General features: G+C 62.4%; 18 protein-coding genes and 1 tRNA gene. 11 read left to right on the top strand and 8 right to left on the bottom strand.

Annotated features, from left to right (window positions below; translation table 11 throughout):
* The first annotated feature begins 57 nt into the window (after window positions 1-57).
* Window positions 58-579, top strand: a complete 522-nt coding sequence (locus tag JQ573_RS16705) for a hypothetical protein (RefSeq protein WP_212313357.1) — start codon at window positions 58-60, stop codon at window positions 577-579.
* Between the two features lie 170 nt (window positions 580-749).
* Here the strand turns inward: JQ573_RS16705 and JQ573_RS16710 are convergent, their stop codons facing one another.
* Window positions 750-1,289, bottom strand: a complete 540-nt coding sequence (locus JQ573_RS16710) for a Dps family protein (RefSeq protein ID WP_212313359.1) — start codon at window positions 1,287-1,289, stop codon at window positions 750-752.
* 126 nt (window positions 1,290-1,415) lie between these two features.
* Between JQ573_RS16710 and JQ573_RS16715 the strand changes: the two genes are divergently transcribed.
* The 5 genes from JQ573_RS16715 (at window position 1,416) to JQ573_RS16735 (ending at window position 7,487) form a co-directional block, all read left to right on the top strand.
* The gene (locus tag JQ573_RS16715) at window positions 1,416-2,105 is read left to right on the top strand and encodes a class I SAM-dependent methyltransferase (RefSeq protein WP_212313361.1); all 690 of its coding nucleotides are present in this window, start codon (window positions 1,416-1,418) and stop codon (window positions 2,103-2,105) included.
* Window positions 2,106-2,182: 77 nt separating this feature from the next.
* Window positions 2,183-2,258: transfer RNA gene (locus JQ573_RS16720), tRNA-OTHER, on the top strand.
* A 338-nt stretch (window positions 2,259-2,596) separates the two neighbouring features.
* Window positions 2,597-6,061 (top strand): carbamoyl-phosphate synthase large subunit, encoded by a 3,465-nt coding sequence (carB, locus tag JQ573_RS16725; RefSeq protein ID WP_212313368.1) that lies wholly within the window; start codon window positions 2,597-2,599, stop codon window positions 6,059-6,061.
* A gap of 197 nt (window positions 6,062-6,258) precedes the next feature.
* Window positions 6,259-6,732 carry a transcription elongation factor GreA gene (gene greA, locus JQ573_RS16730; protein WP_092124135.1) on the top strand — a complete coding sequence of 158 codons (474 nt, stop codon included), beginning with the start codon at window positions 6,259-6,261 and terminating at the stop codon, window positions 6,730-6,732.
* Between the two features lie 350 nt (window positions 6,733-7,082).
* Entirely contained in the window at window positions 7,083-7,487 is a 405-nt protein-coding gene (locus JQ573_RS16735; protein ID WP_212313370.1) for a DoxX family protein, read from the top strand.
* A 386-nt stretch (window positions 7,488-7,873) separates the two neighbouring features.
* Here JQ573_RS16735 and JQ573_RS16740 read toward each other — a convergent pair whose 3' ends face one another.
* From JQ573_RS16740 to JQ573_RS16755, 4 genes are all read right to left on the bottom strand, one after another.
* A complete protein-coding gene (locus tag JQ573_RS16740) occupies window positions 7,874-8,584 on the bottom strand; it encodes a hypothetical protein (RefSeq protein WP_249131892.1) in 711 nt (236 codons plus the stop codon).
* Window positions 8,585-8,665: 81 nt separating this feature from the next.
* Window positions 8,666-8,866: a hypothetical protein gene (locus JQ573_RS16745; RefSeq protein ID WP_212313372.1), complete on the bottom strand. Its 201-nt coding sequence runs from the start codon at window positions 8,864-8,866 to the stop codon at window positions 8,666-8,668.
* A gap of 186 nt (window positions 8,867-9,052) precedes the next feature.
* On the bottom strand, window positions 9,053-9,637 hold the full coding sequence (locus JQ573_RS16750; protein WP_212313374.1) for a protein-S-isoprenylcysteine O-methyltransferase: 585 nt from the start codon (window positions 9,635-9,637) through the stop codon (window positions 9,053-9,055).
* 375 nt (window positions 9,638-10,012) lie between these two features.
* Complete coding sequence (locus tag JQ573_RS16755) at window positions 10,013-10,555, bottom strand: GDSL-type esterase/lipase family protein (protein ID WP_312011497.1); 543 nt, start codon at window positions 10,553-10,555, stop codon at window positions 10,013-10,015.
* A 281-nt stretch (window positions 10,556-10,836) separates the two neighbouring features.
* Here JQ573_RS16755 and JQ573_RS16760 point away from each other — a divergent pair, with 281 nt between their 5' ends.
* Window positions 10,837-12,036 (top strand): alpha/beta hydrolase, encoded by a 1,200-nt coding sequence (locus tag JQ573_RS16760; protein WP_212313376.1) that lies wholly within the window; start codon window positions 10,837-10,839, stop codon window positions 12,034-12,036.
* A gap of 71 nt (window positions 12,037-12,107) precedes the next feature.
* Here the strand turns inward: JQ573_RS16760 and JQ573_RS16765 are convergent, their stop codons facing one another.
* Window positions 12,108-12,587 carry an Lrp/AsnC family transcriptional regulator gene (locus tag JQ573_RS16765; RefSeq protein WP_212313378.1) on the bottom strand — a complete coding sequence of 160 codons (480 nt, stop codon included), beginning with the start codon at window positions 12,585-12,587 and terminating at the stop codon, window positions 12,108-12,110.
* A gap of 283 nt (window positions 12,588-12,870) precedes the next feature.
* On the opposite strand from JQ573_RS16765, the gene trxB reads away from it, so the two are divergent.
* Both trxB and JQ573_RS16775 read left to right on the top strand, forming a co-directional pair.
* A complete protein-coding gene (trxB, locus tag JQ573_RS16770) occupies window positions 12,871-13,836 on the top strand; it encodes a thioredoxin-disulfide reductase (protein WP_212313380.1) in 966 nt (321 codons plus the stop codon).
* 2 nt (window positions 13,837-13,838) lie between these two features.
* Window positions 13,839-14,759, top strand: coding sequence for a LysR family transcriptional regulator (locus JQ573_RS16775; RefSeq protein WP_029081982.1), 921 nt, complete (start codon window positions 13,839-13,841; stop codon window positions 14,757-14,759).
* A 232-nt stretch (window positions 14,760-14,991) separates the two neighbouring features.
* Here the strand turns inward: JQ573_RS16775 and JQ573_RS16780 are convergent, their stop codons facing one another.
* Window positions 14,992-15,159 (bottom strand): hypothetical protein, encoded by a 168-nt coding sequence (locus JQ573_RS16780; protein WP_212313382.1) that lies wholly within the window; start codon window positions 15,157-15,159, stop codon window positions 14,992-14,994.
* Between the two features lie 178 nt (window positions 15,160-15,337).
* Here JQ573_RS16780 and JQ573_RS16785 point away from each other — a divergent pair, with 178 nt between their 5' ends.
* Window positions 15,338-16,252, top strand: a complete 915-nt coding sequence (locus JQ573_RS16785; protein WP_212313384.1) for a 4-hydroxy-tetrahydrodipicolinate synthase — start codon at window positions 15,338-15,340, stop codon at window positions 16,250-16,252.
* Window positions 16,253-16,426: 174 nt separating this feature from the next.
* Here the strand turns inward: JQ573_RS16785 and JQ573_RS16790 are convergent, their stop codons facing one another.
* Window positions 16,427-18,820 carry a heavy metal translocating P-type ATPase gene (locus tag JQ573_RS16790; protein WP_212313386.1) on the bottom strand — a complete coding sequence of 798 codons (2,394 nt, stop codon included), beginning with the start codon at window positions 18,818-18,820 and terminating at the stop codon, window positions 16,427-16,429.
* Between the two features lie 65 nt (window positions 18,821-18,885).
* On the opposite strand from JQ573_RS16790, the gene JQ573_RS16795 reads away from it, so the two are divergent.
* Window positions 18,886-19,161, top strand: a complete 276-nt coding sequence (locus tag JQ573_RS16795; protein ID WP_092124125.1) for a metal-sensitive transcriptional regulator — start codon at window positions 18,886-18,888, stop codon at window positions 19,159-19,161.
* Window positions 19,162-19,189 lie beyond the last annotated feature (28 nt).

Consider the following 19,189-nt stretch of genomic DNA (forward strand, 5'->3'; position numbering starts at 1 on the left):
ACGGTTTCCGGACCGACGGTTTGATATCACCGCCCCTCGCAACGCTGGAGAGCCGCCATGCCGGTGGTGAGTAAGGATGCCGAACCCCAGACCTTCGTCTTTCAAGACGACGGCCTGGTGCCGAACAATCCGATGCCGTTCCTGGTCTACAAGGCCGCGGTCAACGTTGGCAAAAATCCCGAGGCCACGATCGAGCAGCTGTTCAGCGACAATGGCTGGGGCGCGATGTGGCGGAATGGCGTCTACGACTTCGCGCATTACCACGCCACCGTGCACGAGGTACTGGGCGTCGCCCGTGGCAGCGCGCGCGTGCGGTTCGGCGGCGAGCACGGGCGCGCGCTCGAGATTGCGGCCGGCGACGTCGCGATCCTGCCGGCCGGCACCGGGCATCAATGCCTGTCGGCGAGCAGCGACTTCAGCGTGGTCGGCGCCTATCCGCCGGGCCCGCCGATGGACCTGCAACGGCCGACGCCGGAGAACCACGCCCGGGCGCTGAAGACGATCCCGCTGGTGGCGATCCCCACGACCGATCCGGTGATGGGCAGGAACGGGCCGCTGGTGCGGCTGTGGAGGCGGTGATGCTTCCAGCGAGCGCTGCTCCCTTCCCTTCTCCCCAAGTGGGAGAAGGTGGCGCGGATGAAATCCGCGACGGATGAGGGGTCTGCATCCGCGGATAGAGACCCCTCACCCGGCTTCATCTCGCTCCGCTCGATTGCGCCACCCTCTCCCACAAGGGGAGAGGGTGAAACTCAGGCTGCGTTGCTCCCTTCCTGGCGGCTTGCCTCGAACAGGAACCAGGTGCGGCGCTCGGTCTCGTCGATGAAGGTTTCGAGCAGGCCGGCGGTGCCGGAATCCTCATGGTCGTCGGCGAGCTTGTGCGCCTTGCGCATCGCTGCCGCCATGTGCTTGTTGTCTTCCATCAACTCGCGCAGCATTTCGCGCGGCGGGACAAAGTTCTCGTCATTGTCCTTGATGGTCTGATGCTTGGCGATATCGCCGATCGATCTCAGCGTCGCACCGCCGAGCTTGCGTACCCGCTCGGCGAGCTGGTCGGTGGTCGCGAAGATCGCGTCCGACTGCTCGTCCAGCAACAAATGGTAATCATGGAAATGCCGGCCGCTGACGTGCCAGTGAAAATTCTTGGTCTTCAGGTAGAGCGCGAAGGCGTCCGCCAGAAGCGTGTTGAGCGAGGCCGAGATCGTATCCACCGCGGCTTGCGGGAGATCGTTCGGCGTGTCGAGATCGGGCGAGATCTTGTCAGTCTTAGCGTCACTCTTGGCTTTGCTCACGTTGGACCTTCCTGTTAGGAACCCCCGTATTTCGGCGCATTGAACATTGGCCGCCGGACCGCTAACGCATCATCAGCCCACCTGTTCCTGGAAGTCAGGAACCCGTTCTGCCGGATACCAAACGCGATGGATGAATGGATCGACTATTACGATTCCACGCATACGATCTATGCCAGCCGACTGCACCGCGACCTGCATTTCCAGGTCATCGCCAACGACATCATCGGCTACATCACCTCGCCCGACGCCGTGGTGCTGGACTATGCCTGCGGTGAGGCGCTGTCGGCGGCCAAGGTCGCCAATGCCTGCGCCCAGCTCTATCTGGCGGAGCCGGCGCCCGGCGTGCGCGGCCGCCTGGTCGCGCGCTTCGCATACGACACCAGGATCCGCGTCCGCTCGCTCGATGAGCTGAAGAACATGGCGGCGGATTCGATCGACCTCGTGGTGATGAACTCGGTGGCGCAATACATGACGCCGCAGGAGCTCGACTCCGCGTTCGACGTGATCCACCGCCTGCTGAAACCCTCGGGCCGTTTCGTGCTCGGCGATATCCTGCGGCCCGAAGTCGGCATGGCCAGGGACGTCATCGCGCTGCTGCGCTTCGCGGCGACCCATGGCTTCCTGCGCGATGCCCTGGTCGGGCTCGCCTCGACCGCACTGTCCGATTACCGGCAGCTGCGCACCAGGATCGGGCTGCAGCGCTACCGCGAGGACGAGATGATCGCGAAGCTCGGCGCCGCGGGCTTTGACGCCACGCGCGCGCCGCGCAACATCGGGCACAATCCGTGGCGGATGACGTTCGTGGCCCACCACTGATCAGAGGTTGAACAACATATTAGGGTTAACCAAAAGTAAACGTAGCGGCCGCTGAAATAATCAGCAATGATCCACTCGGCCCGGTGGCGGAAGCGTCGACGCGGCAGTGGTGCAACACTGTTTATCCTGGTTCAACTCCAGGCCGGGCCTCCACGCTTCGCCCTGACGGGCTACGCGTGGCGCAGCCACGCAGGACCGGCGGGGCAAAGCGTGTCCGGCGTAGCTTGAGCGTAGCGAAAGCGTAGACGGACTGGGCAGTTGGCCCCCCGCGTCCTGAGCACCCCAGCCGGGTATGGGTCGAATACGGAATTTCCCCCAGAATCGCAGTTGATTGGGCATTTTTGGGGGTTTCGCAGGTGCGGAAACTGGTCTAAAGACCACCCGCGCGCGAGGGATCGCGCTTCCGGCGCTACAAGATGTGGCGCATGGCTCGAGGGACGCGCGGGACGCGCGCCCTTTTTTTGTGCCCAAATTCCAGTCCGCGAGAGCTGATGCCCAAAAGAACCGACATCTCCACCATCCTGATCATCGGCGCCGGTCCCATCGTGATCGGCCAAGCCTGCGAATTCGACTATTCCGGCACGCAGGCGGTGAAGGCTCTGAAGGAAGAGGGTTACCGCGTCGTCCTCGTCAATTCCAATCCGGCCACCATCATGACCGATCCGGAACTGGCGGACGCGACCTATATCGAACCGATCACCCCCGAGATCGTCGGCAAGATCATCGAGAAGGAGCGCAACGTCATCCCGGGCGGCTTCGCGCTGTTGCCGACCATGGGCGGCCAGACCGCGCTGAACTGCGCACTCTCGTTGCGCCGGCAGGGCACGCTCGACAAGTTCGACGTCGAGATGATCGGCGCCACCGCTGACGCCATCGACAAGGCCGAGGACCGCCAGCTGTTCCGCGAGGCCATGACCAAGATCGGGCTGGAGACGCCAAAATCGCGGCTCGCCAACGCCTCGGCGCTGAAGAAGTCCTACCGCGACAAATACCTTGCCGAGCGGGAGAAGCTGTCCGGCGAGGCGCTGGAAGAACTCGAGCGGCAGTGGACGCTTGGCGAGAACGAACGCCGCAAACGCTATCAGGAGCACGCGTTCGGCGAGGCCTTGATGGCGCTGTCGGAAATCGGCTTGCCCGCGATCATCCGGCCCTCCTTCACCATGGGCGGCACCGGCGGCGGCATTGCCTACAACAAGGAAGAATTCCTCGACATCATTGAGCGCGGGCTCGACGCCTCGCCGACCAACGAGGTGCTGATCGAGGAAAGCGTGCTCGGCTGGAAAGAGTACGAGATGGAGGTGGTGCGCGATAAAAAGGACAATTGCATCATCATCTGCTCGATCGAGAACCTCGATCCGATGGGCGTGCATACCGGCGATTCCATCACCATCGCGCCCGCCCTGACGTTGACCGACAAGGAATACCAGGTCATGCGCGACGCCTCGCTGGCGGTGCTGCGCGAGATCGGGGTCGAGACCGGCGGCTCCAACGTCCAGTTCGGCATCAACCCCGTCGACGGCCGCATGGTCGTGATCGAGATGAATCCGCGCGTGTCGCGCTCGTCGGCGCTGGCTTCCAAAGCCACCGGCTTCCCGATCGCAAAGGTCGCAGCCAAGCTCGCGGTCGGCTACACGCTCGACGAAATCGCCAACGACATCACCGGCGGCGCCACCCCCGCCTCGTTCGAGCCGACGATCGACTACGTCGTCACGAAAATTCCGCGCTTTGCGTTCGAGAAATTCCCCGGCGCATCCTCGACGCTGACCACGTCGATGAAGTCGGTCGGCGAGGTGATGGCGATCGGCCGCACCTTCCAGGAGAGCCTGCAGAAGGCCCTGCGCGGGCTCGAGACCGGCCTGACCGGCCTCGACGAAATCGAGATCGACGGGCTCGGCCGCGGCGACGACAAGAACGCGATCCGCGCCGCGCTCGGCACCCCGACGCCGAACCGCATCCTGCAGGTCGCGCAAGCGATGCGGCTCGGCTGGACCGACGAGGAGATCTTCAACTCCTGCAAGATCGACCCCTGGTTCCTGGCGGAGATGCGCGCCATCGTCGAGATGGAGGACAAGGTCCGCCGCAACGGCCTGCCGCCGAACGCGTTCGCAATGCGAACCCTGAAAGCAATGGGCTTCTCCGATGCGCGGCTCGCCGTGCTCACGGAAACCACCGAAGCCGACGTCACCGCCAAGCGCCACGCGCTCGGGGTGCGCCCGGTGTTCAAGCGCATCGACACCTGCGCGGCCGAGTTCGCTTCGCCCACCGCCTACATGTATTCGACCTATGAGCGGCCGTTCGCGGGCGAGCTTGCCGACGAGAGCGCGCCGTCCGACCGCAAGAAGGTGATCATTCTCGGCGGCGGGCCGAACCGCATCGGCCAGGGCATCGAGTTCGACTATTGCTGCTGCCACGCCTGCTTCGCGCTCGAGGACGCCGGCTACGAGACCATCATGGTCAACTGCAATCCGGAAACGGTGTCGACCGACTACGACACTGCGAACCGGCTGTATTTCGAGCCGCTCACCGCCGAAGACGTGCTGGAGATCGTCGCGACCGAGCGCAAGAACGGCACACTGCACGGCGTGATCGTGCAGTTCGGCGGCCAGACCCCGCTGAAGCTCGCCCGCGCGCTCGAAGCCGCCGAAGTGCCGATCCTCGGCACCTCGCCGGATGCGATCGACCTCGCCGAGGACCGCGACCGCTTCAAGCGCGTGCTCGACAAGCTGCGCCTCAAGCAGCCGAAGAACGGCATCGCCTATTCGGTCGAGCAGGCACGCCTGGTGGCCGCCGATCTCGATCTGCCGCTGGTGGTGCGCCCGTCCTACGTGCTCGGCGGCCGCGCGATGCAGATCATCCGCGAGGAGACCCAGCTCAACGATTACCTGCTCGGCACCCTGCCCGAGCTGGTTCCCGCCGACGTCAAGGCACGCTACCCGAACGACAAGACCGGGCAGATCAACACCGTGCTCGGCAAGAACCCGCTGCTGTTCGACCGCTATCTGTCCGATGCGACCGAAGTCGACGTCGACTGCCTCTGCGACGGCAAGGACACCTTCATCGTCGGCATCATGGAGCACATCGAGGAAGCCGGCATCCATTCCGGCGACTCCGCCTGCTCGCTGCCGCCGCATTCGCTCGATGCGAACACCATCGAGGAGCTGGAGCGGCAGACCCGCGAGCTCGCGCTCGGCCTCGACGTGGTCGGCCTGATGAACGTGCAATACGCCATCAAGGACGGCGAGATCTACGTGCTTGAGGTCAACCCGCGCGCGTCCCGCACCGTGCCGTTCGTCGCCAAGGTGATCGGCATGCCGGTCGCCAAGATCGCGGCGCGGATCATGGCCGGCGAGAAGCTCGCCGACTTCAAGCTGAAGAAGAAGAAGCTCGACCATGTCGGCGTGAAGGAATCGGTGTTCCCGTTCGCGCGCTTCCCCGGCGTCGACACCGTGCTCGGACCGGAGATGCGTTCGACCGGCGAAGTGATGGGCATCGACCGCTCGTTCGAGGTGGCATTCGCGAAGAGCCAGCTCGGCGGCGGCACGCGTGTGCCGCGGCAGGGCACGGTGTTCGTCTCGGTGCGTGGCGACGACAAGATGCGCATTGCGGATGCGGTGCGGCTGTTGCACTCGCTCGGCTTCAAGGTGATGGCAACCTCGGGCACGCAACGCTATCTCAGCGATCACGGCGTGCCGACGGAAAAGGTGAACAAGGTGCTCGAAGGGCGTCCACACATCGTCGACGCCATCACCAATGGCGACGTCCAGCTGGTCTTCAATACCACCGAAGGTCCGCAGGCCCTGGCGGACAGCCGCTCGCTGCGGCGGGCTGCCCTCTTGCATAAAGTGCCATATTACACCACTCTTTCAGGCGCGGTGGCGGCCGCGCGGGGGATCCGGGCCTATCGGGACGGGGACCTTGAGGTCCGCACGCTTCAGAGTTACTTTTCCGAAAGCTGACCGCTGCCCGGGCTGACGGCCCGAAGCGGTCAATTAGCCGAATGGCTGGAACTCACCGCGCGATTGGATGTTGTCACGGCCCTTAGCGGGGCCGAAAATCACTGGGCTTCCGGGCGCGTTCGCGTCCTGATTCCTGCGTTAGCTGAACTGGATATTCGTGCACGGCCGCCGGGCGCGCACGATGAAGGACGAAGATGATGGATAAGGTTCCGATGACCGCGGGCGGATACGCCGCGCTGACGAACGAGTTGAAGCATCGCCAATCGGTGGATCGTCCGCGCATCATCGAACACATTGCGGAAGCGCGCTCGCACGGCGACCTCTCTGAGAACGCCGAGTATCACGCCGCCAAGGAAGAGCAGTCGCACAACGAAGGCCGCATTGCCGAGCTCGAAGACAAGCTCGCGCGCGCCGACATCATCGACATCTCGAAACTGTCCGGCGACACCATCAAGTTCGGCGCCACCGTCACGCTGATCGACGAGGACACCGAGAAGAAGGCGGTGTGGCAGCTCGTCGGCGAGGTCGAAGCCGATGCCAAGAAGGGCCGCATCTCCATCACCTCGCCGCTTGCGCGCGCGCTGATCGGCAAGAAGAAAGGCGCCACCGTCGAAGTGATGGCACCGGGCGGCGCCAAGGCCTACGAGATCACCAAGGTCGAGTGGCGGTAGTTACCTTGACGTGACTGGTGCAAAAAGGCCGCGTGTTGCACGCGGCTTTTTTTGTGCCCGCGTTTCCCCCCGTCTGACAGCAATGTGAGTGGAGAGCGGGTAGGCGGCATACTAGTGAGGCCGTGACATGTTTATGCAGTATAATCATGTCGGGGACTGGGGCGGAGCCGATGATTGCGTCGCAACACGGATCGCGGCGTGTCACCGTGTCACTGGTACGTTCTCTCGCAACTTCCGTGGAGCGAGGAATGATTCCAGGTGCAAGGTGTTGACATCACACTCGGGTGGCGGACACCGTGTGTTTCTGCATCGTGCAATGTTCCAGCGTGTCAAACAGGGGGTAAATGACAATGGACCAGATGTTTTCCAAATGGCAGCCGACGGCGCTGAGCCTGTTCCGGTTCATCACCGGACTGCTGCTGTTTCAGTACGGCGTCGCCAAGATCTTCAAGTTTCCTGTGCTCGCCTACTTCGCCAATATCCCGCCGTTGATCCAGGCTGCAGGCTGGCTTGAACTGGTGCTCGGCGCGCTCCTGATGCTCGGCCTGTTCTCGCGGCTGGCCGCGTTCATCCTGTCGGGCGAGATGGCGTTCGCCTATTTCCTCGGCCACATGCTGAAGAACCCGGCCGAGCCGGTGTTGCTGCCGCTGCTCAACAACGGCACCGCAGCGATCCTGTTCTGCTTCGCCTGCCTCTACCTCGCGACCTCGGGCCCCGGCCCGATCAGCGTCGACGCGGCGATGGGCAAGAAGTAACAACGCTGAGCCCGTCCCGTTCAACCGGGAGGATAGTCGGAGAGCATGGGGACGCTGTCCGAGCGCGATGGGACAAACCCGAAGAGCGTTGCAAAGATGGAAGAGGCGCGGGTCCGGTGGACGATCTTCCTAGCGGTCCAAAAAAGGCATCTGAAGCCCGCTACATACTGAAGGTCAGTTGCTGCTCGCAGTTTCTGGCTGCTTTGCGAGAAAGTCCAGCATCAGCCCAGTTTAAATACGTTTTGGTGGGCTCGAACTTGTATTCCGTACCTGTTCGCATTGGATGCCAATGCAACCATCTGCCCCTTCATCTGAAGAAATCTCGGAAGCGTTCCCGATAGCGGCTTTGCCCAAGTGCAGCCGCTAGGTGGTCCTTGGTGGGAAAACTAACGATCCGAAGCGAGTTGCACCGTTTGGCGCCCGCCGTTCATGTCTCTCAACTGATTTACGTATTCCTCAGGCTTCAGCAAATGGAACGGAGCTTTCAAACCCATGAAGTTGGCAATACGACCAATAAAAGCCGTACAATTGGTCGTTTCCGCGTTCCAAACAGGTGAACTCGCCTGAAGCTCCTTGATATATGCAAAGACCTTCTTCGCGTCGGCCTCGCTCAAGTACACGCGATAGCTGGCCGTTAAGTACTGCTCGTCAAGATCGCCGTAGCTGGCGCCCGTCTCGGAAGGTACCCACGTAAGATGGCCAAGCACGTAAGGCAGGACGTCGCCTGCCGGGTGCAACCCCGCAACTTCGACCTGCTTCTGGCTTGACTTGCCGTACCAGACAAACGCATGCCCATAAGAAGCTGCTGTGCGGGCACGAAAGTCCACGTAATACGGCCCTTTGGCCATGGACCTTCGAACCGGTTTCACGTCTGCTCCAGAAGCGGAAGCGCTCGGTCCAGCAGCGGCCGCTGCCATAACCGACCTTGACGACGGCTTAAGCGGCTTATCCTGTTGCAGCGGGGCTTGATCGGTCTGCGCAGCCAATTGCTGCGCATGACTGATGCCGGCTTCCAGAGTCACGGAAGCCACAATAACACCAACTCCGGCAAGCAGCCTCAGGCCGCTCCGTTTCCGATTCACTTCAGGCACCTTCAAACCCTCACCAGGGCAAGACGTCAGCCCCAAGCAGCGCCTTCAGCGAAAACTGAAGGGGGCGCGCTCTAGGCGATCCTTGAGCTAACCCTTCGTTACGATCGGAGCAGGCGCCTTTCCAACCGGGTACTTGCCGACCGGGTACTTGCCAACCGGATACTTGCCGATTGGCATCTTGCCAATCGGAGCAGTTTCAGCGACCGGCTGCGGATGAGGAAGGTCGGCGGCGCTGGCAGCGGCCATGAACCCGAAAGTCGCAACTCCAACAACCAGAAACTTCAACATAGTGATCTCCGATATGGGTAGCTGAGCACGAACAGCTTACCCTCTAATGGCTGCGACGCAATTAACGCTGTATCTAAGCTGGTGCTCCTGCCATCGTTTCTTTGCCGGATGTGACAAAAACGACACGGAGCGATTGCTTTGCGTGGTGTTGGATATGGACGGCGAGACCGATCTCGTACAGCCGGCTCAGAACGGCCCCGGTATAATGCGTCCGGTCCGCGCCATATATTCGCGATACTCGTCGCCGAACGTTTCCAGCATCATCTGTTCTTCTCTGGCAACCCGGCCGAAAAACAACGTTCCAAATCCGATCAGTCCAGCGAAACCGGCTACCAAATTCGGCAAGAGCAATGCTTGAGCGACAGCCCAAAGCCAGAATGCGGAATACATGGGGTGCCGGATTTTTTGATAGATTCCATCCGTGATCAGGCGGTGATTTTCCCGCACGTCGAGACTTAACGACCAATTCCGACCCAGGGCCCGATGGGTTAGCCGGAACATGACCAGCGCCGCAACCGCCACGAAAACGCCCAGCCAGGCTTGAACCGGCCGGAACACGTACGATGCGAAATGAGGCAGGGTCGTTACAATGTAGATGAATGGCACAACACCGAGACCCGTGAGCGATATTAGCAGCAGGGTGTTTTCGCGAGGACCTCGCGCGCTCCTCAAGACCTTTTCACGGCGAGCACGACGTGCGTATCGGTAGCGGATGAGGTACCAACCGACCGCCATCATGACAAATACGAACTTGGCAATGTCAGGTGTCATCGTGGGCCAAACGCTAGTTTCGCTGGCGCGTCATCTTTGCCGAACATTGAAAGAGCGCCAACCTTAGCGAGCGTTAGAGACTAGACTGATCCACAGATCAGCATGAATCAATGATACAAGGCGTGCGGATCGTTTCCACTGATAAATTGGCAGTGCGACCGGCAGAATCCAAGGTGGCTGCGTGGCTGGGCGCTCTTGTGAGAGGATAGCACAACGCGTGGGCGGGTGTAATCGCATTGGCCGTACTCTTGCTGGAACTGTCTCAAATAGCACCCGCTGAGAAAGACATTGACGAGACATTCTTCCCCGTGTCCGGCCATAGTCTGCGATCGACAGGATTGCGAGCGCCGACCGGTTGCCATAGCAAGGCTTTTTCTATCTCGCACGCGGCGAAGTCACGATGGCTCTCTGGTCTATCATCGCCAACACTCGCGGGAGTAACTGCGACGCTATGAAAGCATGACCGTCAGCCGTGAGGTGAATGAAGTCAAAAGCGTAATAGCGCGGAGGAATCTCTTCGTCGTACACGATGCTTTTGATGGCGCGGTCACGCAACCGCCGCTCCATCGCCGCGATGTTGGCCGCCCGCTGCTCCTTCGTCACAAAGAAACGCCTATCATTGCCTCCAGGCTGCAAGATCACGATGTCGGTTCCCTTTGGCACGTCGCTATCAATGCGCTTGAGCATGCCGGCCGTGGTATCGAAGGGAACGCCGGCGTTGACGACGTTCGCATTGACGCCCTTCTCTCTCAACAGGACTTCCAACTTAGCTGGGTAAGCGCCTTGCTTCCCAACGTACCAACCTTGCGTGTTGCTTGCGCCGACCGCGACGATATGAATCGGCTTTGTAAAGGCGGCGCACACGGTCGCAAAGATACACATCGCTATAGTGATTGAGAATTTTCTAAACGTCGTCACCAGCGCCCTCCGGACTGAAGTGCGAACAAGAATAACACGGACACCGGGCCCCAAGGCGCAGCCCAGAGCCCTGGACCTGTCCTCCGCATTTTGTTGATCAAAGCCAATCTCAATGAGTGCGACCATCACGGCAGAGTGGTAATTTAATAAGGTATATCGGCCTCATCCATGTCAGGTCCACCAAGGATTCGGGATCAACGTGGTCCGAGTTCCCTAGTACAGTGTCTATTCGATTTCCCAGAATGAGTGGCAACCAGTCCATGCAGATTTCGAGTTGCTAGATGATTCGACGACGGCACGTCTTCCACGTTGGCGGTTACGATCCCGTCACTCCGGAACAGCAGGTCGAACGCCTGCGCCGCTCGCTATCGAGCTTCGATAGGATTTGGGGCGCTTCTTCACGGCTGTCGGAAACCTCGAACACATCTGCAATCGATGCTTCATGCAACGTGGAGGCGTGGGGTCCAAACTGGAAAACCAGCATTACCTTCGAGATGCTGCGCTGGGATGATCTCATTCGGTGCGATTCGAAAGTCGGGCTCGTGCCTCGTCTTGTACAGTCCGCGAAAGCGCTGTTCGACTTCATGATAACGGGAACACTGTTCAGATATGCGATGGCGAGTTGGAAGTACGCCCTCTTTTTCGTCTTTCCATATTGTTGTTTGCTGCTGATCGCATTGTGCAGCGCTGGGCTATCGTATCTGGTGATCGGGCCCTTACACGCTACACTTTGGGTGGAACTGCTGCTTGGCAGTTTTTTGTCGCTTGCCATCTTCGTCAGCGCTGTACTCTGGATCGGACCGAAGGGTCGCATAAACCACATTCTCGATGATGCCATTTTCTCCCACGAGTTCCTTTACGGGCGCAGAAGCGAACTTGATGCGCGACTCGACGACTTTGCGGAGCTGATCGCAAAGACAGCTCAGGCTGCAAAAGTTGATGAAATTCTCGTTGTTGGCCATTCTCTTGGCGCCGCACTCACAATAGCGGCGGTCGCGCGCGCGCTAAAATTGGATCCCCTGCTTGAAACGCGCGGACCGAAGCTGTGCGTTCTCACAGTGGGCGCCACTATTCCCAAATTCGCATTGCATCCGATGGGCGGCCAAATTCGGGAAGCGGCACAACTTGTGGCCGGAACGTCTGCCATCGACTGGGTCGAATACCAGGCACGAGATGACGCGATCAGCTTCTATCGCTTCGACCCCGTCACGCTGAAACGTACCAGCCGGGACTACTCAGGAGTGCACCCCAAGATTCGGCGCGTCCAAATACACTCGATGATAAGTCCGATCCGCTTCAGACGTCATCGATTCGACTTCATGCAGATCCACTATCAGTTCTTGATGGGGAACGATCAGCGCTCGGTTTACGACTATTGCATGATTACTTGCGGGCCGCTCGAGTTCGACGTCGCGACCTCACCATCCGGGGCAGTTGAACTATTCGAGGCAGACGGTTCGGCGATGACTGCCCGAAGTTGACGAGGAGCCTCTTCACCCCAGCTCAAACATCGGATGCCAGCGCATCGCCCGAAATGACGCGCCACGGCGCGCTACCCCGCCGCCTTCAGCCCCAACGGCACCGCCGCTTCGTATTTCGAATTGTGCAGCACCAGCGACGTCCTGACGTTGCGCACATGCGGCGCGGCCGTCAGGTGGGTGACGAAATCCTGGAAGGTCGCCATGTCGGGAGCGACGCATTTGAGGATGAAATCGACTTCGCCCGACAGCATCCAGCATTCCCGCACCAACGGCTCGGCGCGCACGAAATTCTCGAACGCGCGGAGGTCGGCGTCGGCCTGGCTCGACAGATGCACAGAAGCGAACACAGTGACGTCGTAGCCGAGGCGGCGCGGATCGAGCAGGCCGCGGTAGCCCTGGATGTAGCCCTCCTCCTCCAGCACCCGGACCCTGCGCAGGCAGGGCGGCGGCGAGATCCCGACGCGTTTGGCGAGTTCCACATTGGTGATTCGGCCATCGGCCTGGATCTCGGCGAGGATTTTGAGGTCGATCTCGTCAAGGTTCTTCGACACGCGACTTGGGTTCCCTCAGGGTTCGGAAGGTTTGGCAGGTCTGCCGGCAACTCTCATAGCGCAGGCAGCCGGCATTGCGCAATTTTATTGCGCGTGCAGCGCACGATTTCGCGAATGTGACTTCAGTTCCGGGGAAAAATCGCTGCCATGGATTGCAAATCTTGCATAGCTTCCCAGATATCCTAGACTTGGATTTGACACTTTTGGCGCCGCCGTGACGCGTTTCCGGGGCGCTTCCCGCACAAGTCCTTGATCAAAATCCCCAAAACAGAGGGATCTCACAATGCCCGCGCCTACCCATGCCAAGGTCGTCATCATCGGGTCCGGCCCCGCCGGTTACACCGCAGCGATCTACGCGGCGCGCGCGATGCTCGAACCGATCCTGATCCAGGGCATTCAGCCGGGCGGGCAGCTCACCATCACCACCGACGTCGAGAACTACCCCGGCTTCGCCGATGTGATCCAGGGCCCTTGGCTGATGGAGCAGATGGAGAAGCAGGCGGCCCACGTCGGCACCAAGATCGTCACCGATCTCGTCAACAAGCTGGAGCTCGGCCACCGCCCGTTTCGTCTGACTTGCGATTCCGGCGACGTCTATCTCGCCGAGACGGTCATCCTCGCCACCGGCGCCCAGGCGCGCTGGCTCGGGCTGCCCTCGGAAGAGAAGTTTCAGGGCGGCGGCGTGTCGGCCTGCGCGACCTGCGACGGCTTCTTCTACCGCGGCAAGGACGTCGTGGTGGTCGGCGGCGGCAACACCGCGGTCGAGGAAGCGCTGTACCTGACCAATCATGCCTCGCAGGTCACCATCGTACATCGCCGCGATCATTTCCGCGCCGAGCGCATCCTGCAGGAGCGGCTGTTCAAGCATCCCAAGATCAAGGTGGTGTGGGACTCCGCGATCGACGAGATCTGCGGATCGGAGAACCCGAACAAGGTCACCCATGTGCGGCTGAAGAACGTCAAGACCGGCGCACTGACCGACCTCAAGACCGACGGCGTCTTCGTCGCGATCGGCCATGCGCCAGCGACGGAGCTCGTCAAAGGCCAGATCAAGCTGAAACCGTCGGGCTATGTCGAGGTGGCGCCGAACTCCACGGCGACTTCGGTGCCCGGCCTGTTCGCCGCCGGCGACGTGGCGGATGAAACCTTTCGGCAGGCGGTCACCGCCGCCGGCCTCGGCTGCATGGCGGCGCTCGAGGCGGAACGCTTCATTGCTCTTCGCGCGAGCGATCGCGCAGCGGCGGAATAATCATGGCACGATCTCGCGACGGGTTTACAGATATGGATTGGGACAAGCTGAAGGTCTTTCACGCGGCGGCGGAGGCTGGCAGCTTCACGCATGCCGGCGAGCAGCTCGGCCTGTCGCAATCGGCGGTCTCCCGCCAGGTCAGCGCACTGGAGCAGGAGCTCTCGGTCTCGCTGTTTCACCGCCATGCCCGCGGCCTGATCCTCACCGAGCAGGGCGACCTGCTGTTCCGCACCGCGCATGACGTGTTCATGCAGCTGCAGGCGGCGCGCGCAAAGCTCACCGACAGCCGCGAGCGGCCGAGCGGCGACCTCAAGATCACGACGCCGCCGGCGCTCGGCATCAACTGGCTGATCCCGCGGCTCGACGAGTTCGTCGCGCTCTATCCGGACATCCGGATCTCGCTGATCGTCACCGACGAGGATCTCGACCTGTCGATGCGCGAGGCCGACGTTGCGATCCGCACCCGCAAGCCGACCCAGCCGGACCTGATCCAGCGCAAGCTGTTCTCGATCGGCTTCCATGCCTATTGCTCGCCGGAATACATCAAGCGCTTCGGCACGCCGCGGACGCTGGATGATCTCGACTCGCACCGCATCATCATGCTCGGCGACTCGCAGGTGCCGCCGCATCTGCAGAACCGCAGCTGGCTGATCGATGCCGGCCGCAACGGCTCCGGTCCGCGCGAACCCTACTTCAAGGTCAACAACATCCTTGGCCTGGTGCGCGCCTGCCAGCAGGGCCTCGGCATCGCAGCGTTGCCGGACTATCTGGTCGAACAGAACAACCTCGTACAGCTGTTCGGCGAGTCCGACTCGATCGCGCTCGACACCTACTTCGTCTATCCGGAAGAGCTGAAGACAGTGGCCCGGGTGCAGGTGTTCCGCGATTTCGTGGTCAGCAAGGCGCAGCGCTGGCCGTCCTGATTAAGCCGCCCTTATAGGGCTGGTTTATAGGCCTTCCGCGCTGCCCCAAGAGGCCCCTGAATCTCCGCATGACTGACATGCGACCTGGATAGTTGCTGCAGGGCGTCGATGGGGATCATAGTGCTTACACGCTGAGCGGTCGCGTCGCGCATATGTCCCCCTCCTCCAGTGGCGCGGAAGTTCAGTAATCCCTCTTGGAAGGTGATTGTGTCGGCCTCACGTGGCCAATACCTTAAGCCGGGCTCACGCGAGCCCGGCTTTTTTTCATCTCCAAGTCTTTCACCTGCAAGTCTTTCACCTGCATGTCTTTCACCTCTACGTCTTTCGCCTTGATGTCATGCTCGAACGTGCCGCACGTCACGGTCAGCGGATTGACAACAACCTCGCAGCGCAGCATCATTGTCCAATGATCACGACTTCGTGCGCCGTTCTGTCGTCGAAAAAAGCTCCCCTCCCGGGGACACGAGATCGCGCGCGATAAGATCACCTTCGCATTCAACCGATCCCGAAACCCCGCCGCCTGGACGGGGTTTTTTTGTTGGTCCCCTCTCCGGCTTTGCCCCCTGAGGAGATGGAACATGACCGAACTACACCAGCAATTGCAGGGCCTCTGGCTGCCCCTGATCACGCCGTTCCGCGACGGCGAACTCGACGTCACCTCGCTGCGCCGCCTCGTGCGGCACTATGCCGACGGCCCCGTCGACGGCTTCATCCTCGGTGCAACCTCCGGTGAAGGCATGGCGCTCAGCACCGATGAGCTGGAGGGCCTGGTCAGCGTCGTGCTCGACGAGCTCAGTGCCAACTCCCGCCATTTGCCGGTCTGCCTCGGGCTCTCCGGCGCCTCTACGGCCAGGATGAAGGATGCGCTGGATGATACGGCCGACTGGCCGATCAACGGCTACCTGATCGCGAGCCCCTATTACATCAGGCCCTCGCAACGCGGGCTCGTGCAGCACTTCAACGCGCTGGCCGATCACGCGTCGTGGCCGGTCGTGCTCTACAACATTCCGTATCGCACAGCGGTGAACCTGACGAACGAGACGCTGCTGACGCTCGCGGAACATCCCAACATCGTCGGCATGAAGGATTGCTGTGCCGACCGCGCGCAGTCGATCGACTTCCTCAACCGCCGGCCCGCCGGCTTCCGCGTGCTGACCGGTGAGGACGCGCAGACATTCGATGCGCTCTCGGACGGCGCCGACGGCGCGATCCTGCTGTCCGCGCACCTGGAAACCAACACCTTCGCTTCGATCCGCACGCTGCTGCGGCAGGGTAAGCGCGACGCGGCGCTGGCGGCCTGGCAGAGCGTCGTCGGCCTGACCCGGCTGCTGTTCGCGGAACCAAGCCCCGCGCCGGCCAAGCACTGGTTGTGGCGGCAGGGGCTAATCGACAGCCCCGAGGTGCGGCTGCCGATGGTCGAAGTCAGCGAGGATCTCGCAACCTGGCTCGATGCCGAGATGGAGCGGCGCGCACAGCTTCTGCTGCCGGCGTGAAGGCCGCGGCCACACTCTGCTCCCTCGCCGCGCTCTTGCGGGGAGAGGGTTGGGGTGAGGGGCCGCTTCCGCAATATCGGAGGGAGATGGATTCGCTGAGAGTCCCCCTCACCCGGATCGCATCTTACGATGCGATCCGACCTCTCCCCGCAGGCGGGGCGAGGTAAGAGACGCCTAGTCCAGCTGCACCCTCGACAGCCGCAGCGCGTTGCCGATCACGCTGACCGAGGACAGCGCCATCGCGGCGGCGCCGACCATCGGCGACAGCAGGATGCCGAACAGCGGATACAACACGCCGGCCGCGATCGGCACGCCGGCGGCGTTGTAGACGAAGGCGAACGCCAGGTTCTGGCGGATGTTGCGCATGGTTGCGACCGACAATCGCCGCGCCCGGACCAGGCCCATCAGGTCGCCGGTGAGCAGCGTGATGCCGGCGCTCTCGATCGCGACATCGGTGCCGCCGCCCATCGCGATGCCGACATCGGCCGCGGCGAGCGCCGGCGCATCGTTGACGCCATCGCCCGCCATCGCGACGGTGCGGCCCTCGCCGCGCAGCCGCTGCACGACCTCGCTCTTGCGCTCCGGCAGCACGCCGGCCTCGACCTCGTCGATGCCGAGCGTTTTCGCCACCGCGCGCGCGGTGGTCTCATTGTCGCCGGTCAGCATCACGATGCGCAGGCCTTCGGCACGCAGCGCCTGCAGCGCATTCGCCGCCGACGGCTTGACCGGATCGGCGATCGCGATCACGCCGGCGACGCGCCCATCGACCGCGACATAGATCGCCGTCGCGCCATCGCGCCGCGCGGCCTCGGCAGCCTGGTCCAGCGTTGACGTTATGATCTTCAACTCACCCATCAGCACCGCATTGCCGAGCGCAACCTGCCTGCCCTCGACCGTACCGGTCGCGCCCTTGCCGGAGGGCGAGGAAAAATTGCTGACGGTCGCCGATGCCAGCTTGCGTTCCCCGGCAGAAGCGATGATGGCCCGCGCCAGTGGATGCTCGCTGCCCTGCTCGACACTGGCGGCAAGACGGAGCACGTCATTCTCGTCGAACCCTTCGGCGGCGATGATGCGCACGACCTTCGGCTTGCCCTCGGTGAGCGTGCCGGTCTTGTCGATGACAAGCGTGTCGATCGCTTCCATCCGCTCCAGCGCCTGCGCGTCGCGGATCAGGATGCCGGAATGCGCGCCGCGGCCGACACCAACCATGATCGACATCGGCGTTGCCAGCCCCAGCGCGCAGGGACAGGCGATGATCAGCACCGTCACCGCGGCGACCAGCGCGAAGGTCAGGCGCGGCTCGGGGCCGAATACCGTCCAGGCGATGAAGGCGAGCACGGCAGCTGCGATCACCGCCGGCACGAACCAGCCGGCGACACGGTCGGCGAGCCGCTGAATCGGCGCGCGCGAGCGCTGCGCCTTCGCCACCATGTCGACGATCCGCGACAGCATGGTGTCGCGGCCGACCTTCTCGGCACGCATCACGAGGCCACCGCTCTGGTTGACGGTGCCGCCGATCACCCTCTCGCCTTCCGCCTTCGTGACCGGCATCGATTCACCCGTGACCATGGATTCGTCGATGACCGCGCTGCCCTCGATGACGACGCCGTCGACCGGCACCTTCTCGCCCGGGCGCACGCGCAGGCGGTCGCCGACCTTGATCGCGTCGATGTCAATGTCCTCGTCGCCATGATCGGTAATGCGCCGCGCGGTCTTGGGCGCGAGACCAAGCAACGCGCGGATCGCGCCCGAGGTCTGCGCGCGGGCGCGCAATTCCAGCACCTGGCCGAGCAGCACCAGCACCGTGATCACGGCCGCCGCCTCGAAATAGACCGCGACCGCACCATGCATGTCGCGGAACGCCGGTGGGAACAGCTGCGGCGCCAGCGTCGCGACCACGCTGTAGAGATAGGCGACGCCGACGCCCATGGCGATCAGCGTGAACATGTTGAGGTTACGCGTGACCACCGACTGCCAGCCGCGCACGAAGAACGGCGCGCCGGCCCACAGCACGACCGGCGTCGCCAGCACGAACGAAATCCAGTTCGACCAGGTCTGCGGCACCAGATGCATTAGCCCGAGATGGCTGCCCATCTCGAGCACGAACACAGGCAGCGTCAGCGCCAGCGCGATCCAGAACCGCCTCGTCATGTCGATCAATTCGGGATCCGGCCCATCGTCGAGCGAGATCTGCTCCGGCTCGAGCGCCATACCGCAGATCGGGCAGCTCCCGGGACCGACCTGGCGCACCTCGGGATGCATCGGGCAGGTGTAGATCGTGCCGGCCGGCATCGGCGGCTCCGCCTCGCGCGGCTTGAGGTACTTGTCCGGCTCGGCCTCGAAACGCTCGCGGCAACGCCCGCTGCAGAACAGGTACTCCTCGCCCTTGTAGCTGAAACGATGCTTGGCGGTCGCCGGGTTGACCTTCATGCCGCAGACCGGATCGATCGCGAACGTCGCCTCGGCCGGCGTCATGTGGTGATCGTGCTTGCCGCCGCAGCAGGAATGCGCGGCCGCGCGATGATGGTGATGATCCGCGTGCGAATGATCGTGCTCTGCGTGTGCCACGAGACTCTTCCCGGCCGCTATTCCGGCCTCTTGATTTATATACCCTGGGGGGGTATATGAGACCTATGAGAGACGAGGTCAAGACATCCTGTTTAAAACGGCTCAAACGGATCGAGGGTCAGATCCGCGGGTTGGCCGCCATGGTCGAGGAAGACCGCTATTGCATCGACGTGGTGACGCAGATCGCTGCCGCGCGCGCGGCGCTGCGCCGCGTCGAGGAAGAGGTCCTGCGCGATCATGTCGCCCATTGCGTCGAGCATGCGATCTCGTCCGGCGACAAGGCCGACCAGCGGCGCAAGATCGCCGAGCTGATGGATGTGATCGGCCGCGCGGACCGGTGAGCGCTCTTTGGCTTTGCCCGCCGCACAC

This window comes from Bradyrhizobium sp. AUGA SZCCT0105, from assembly GCF_018129565.1.
In the GTDB taxonomy this organism is placed as follows: Bacteria; Pseudomonadota; Alphaproteobacteria; order Rhizobiales; family Xanthobacteraceae; genus Bradyrhizobium.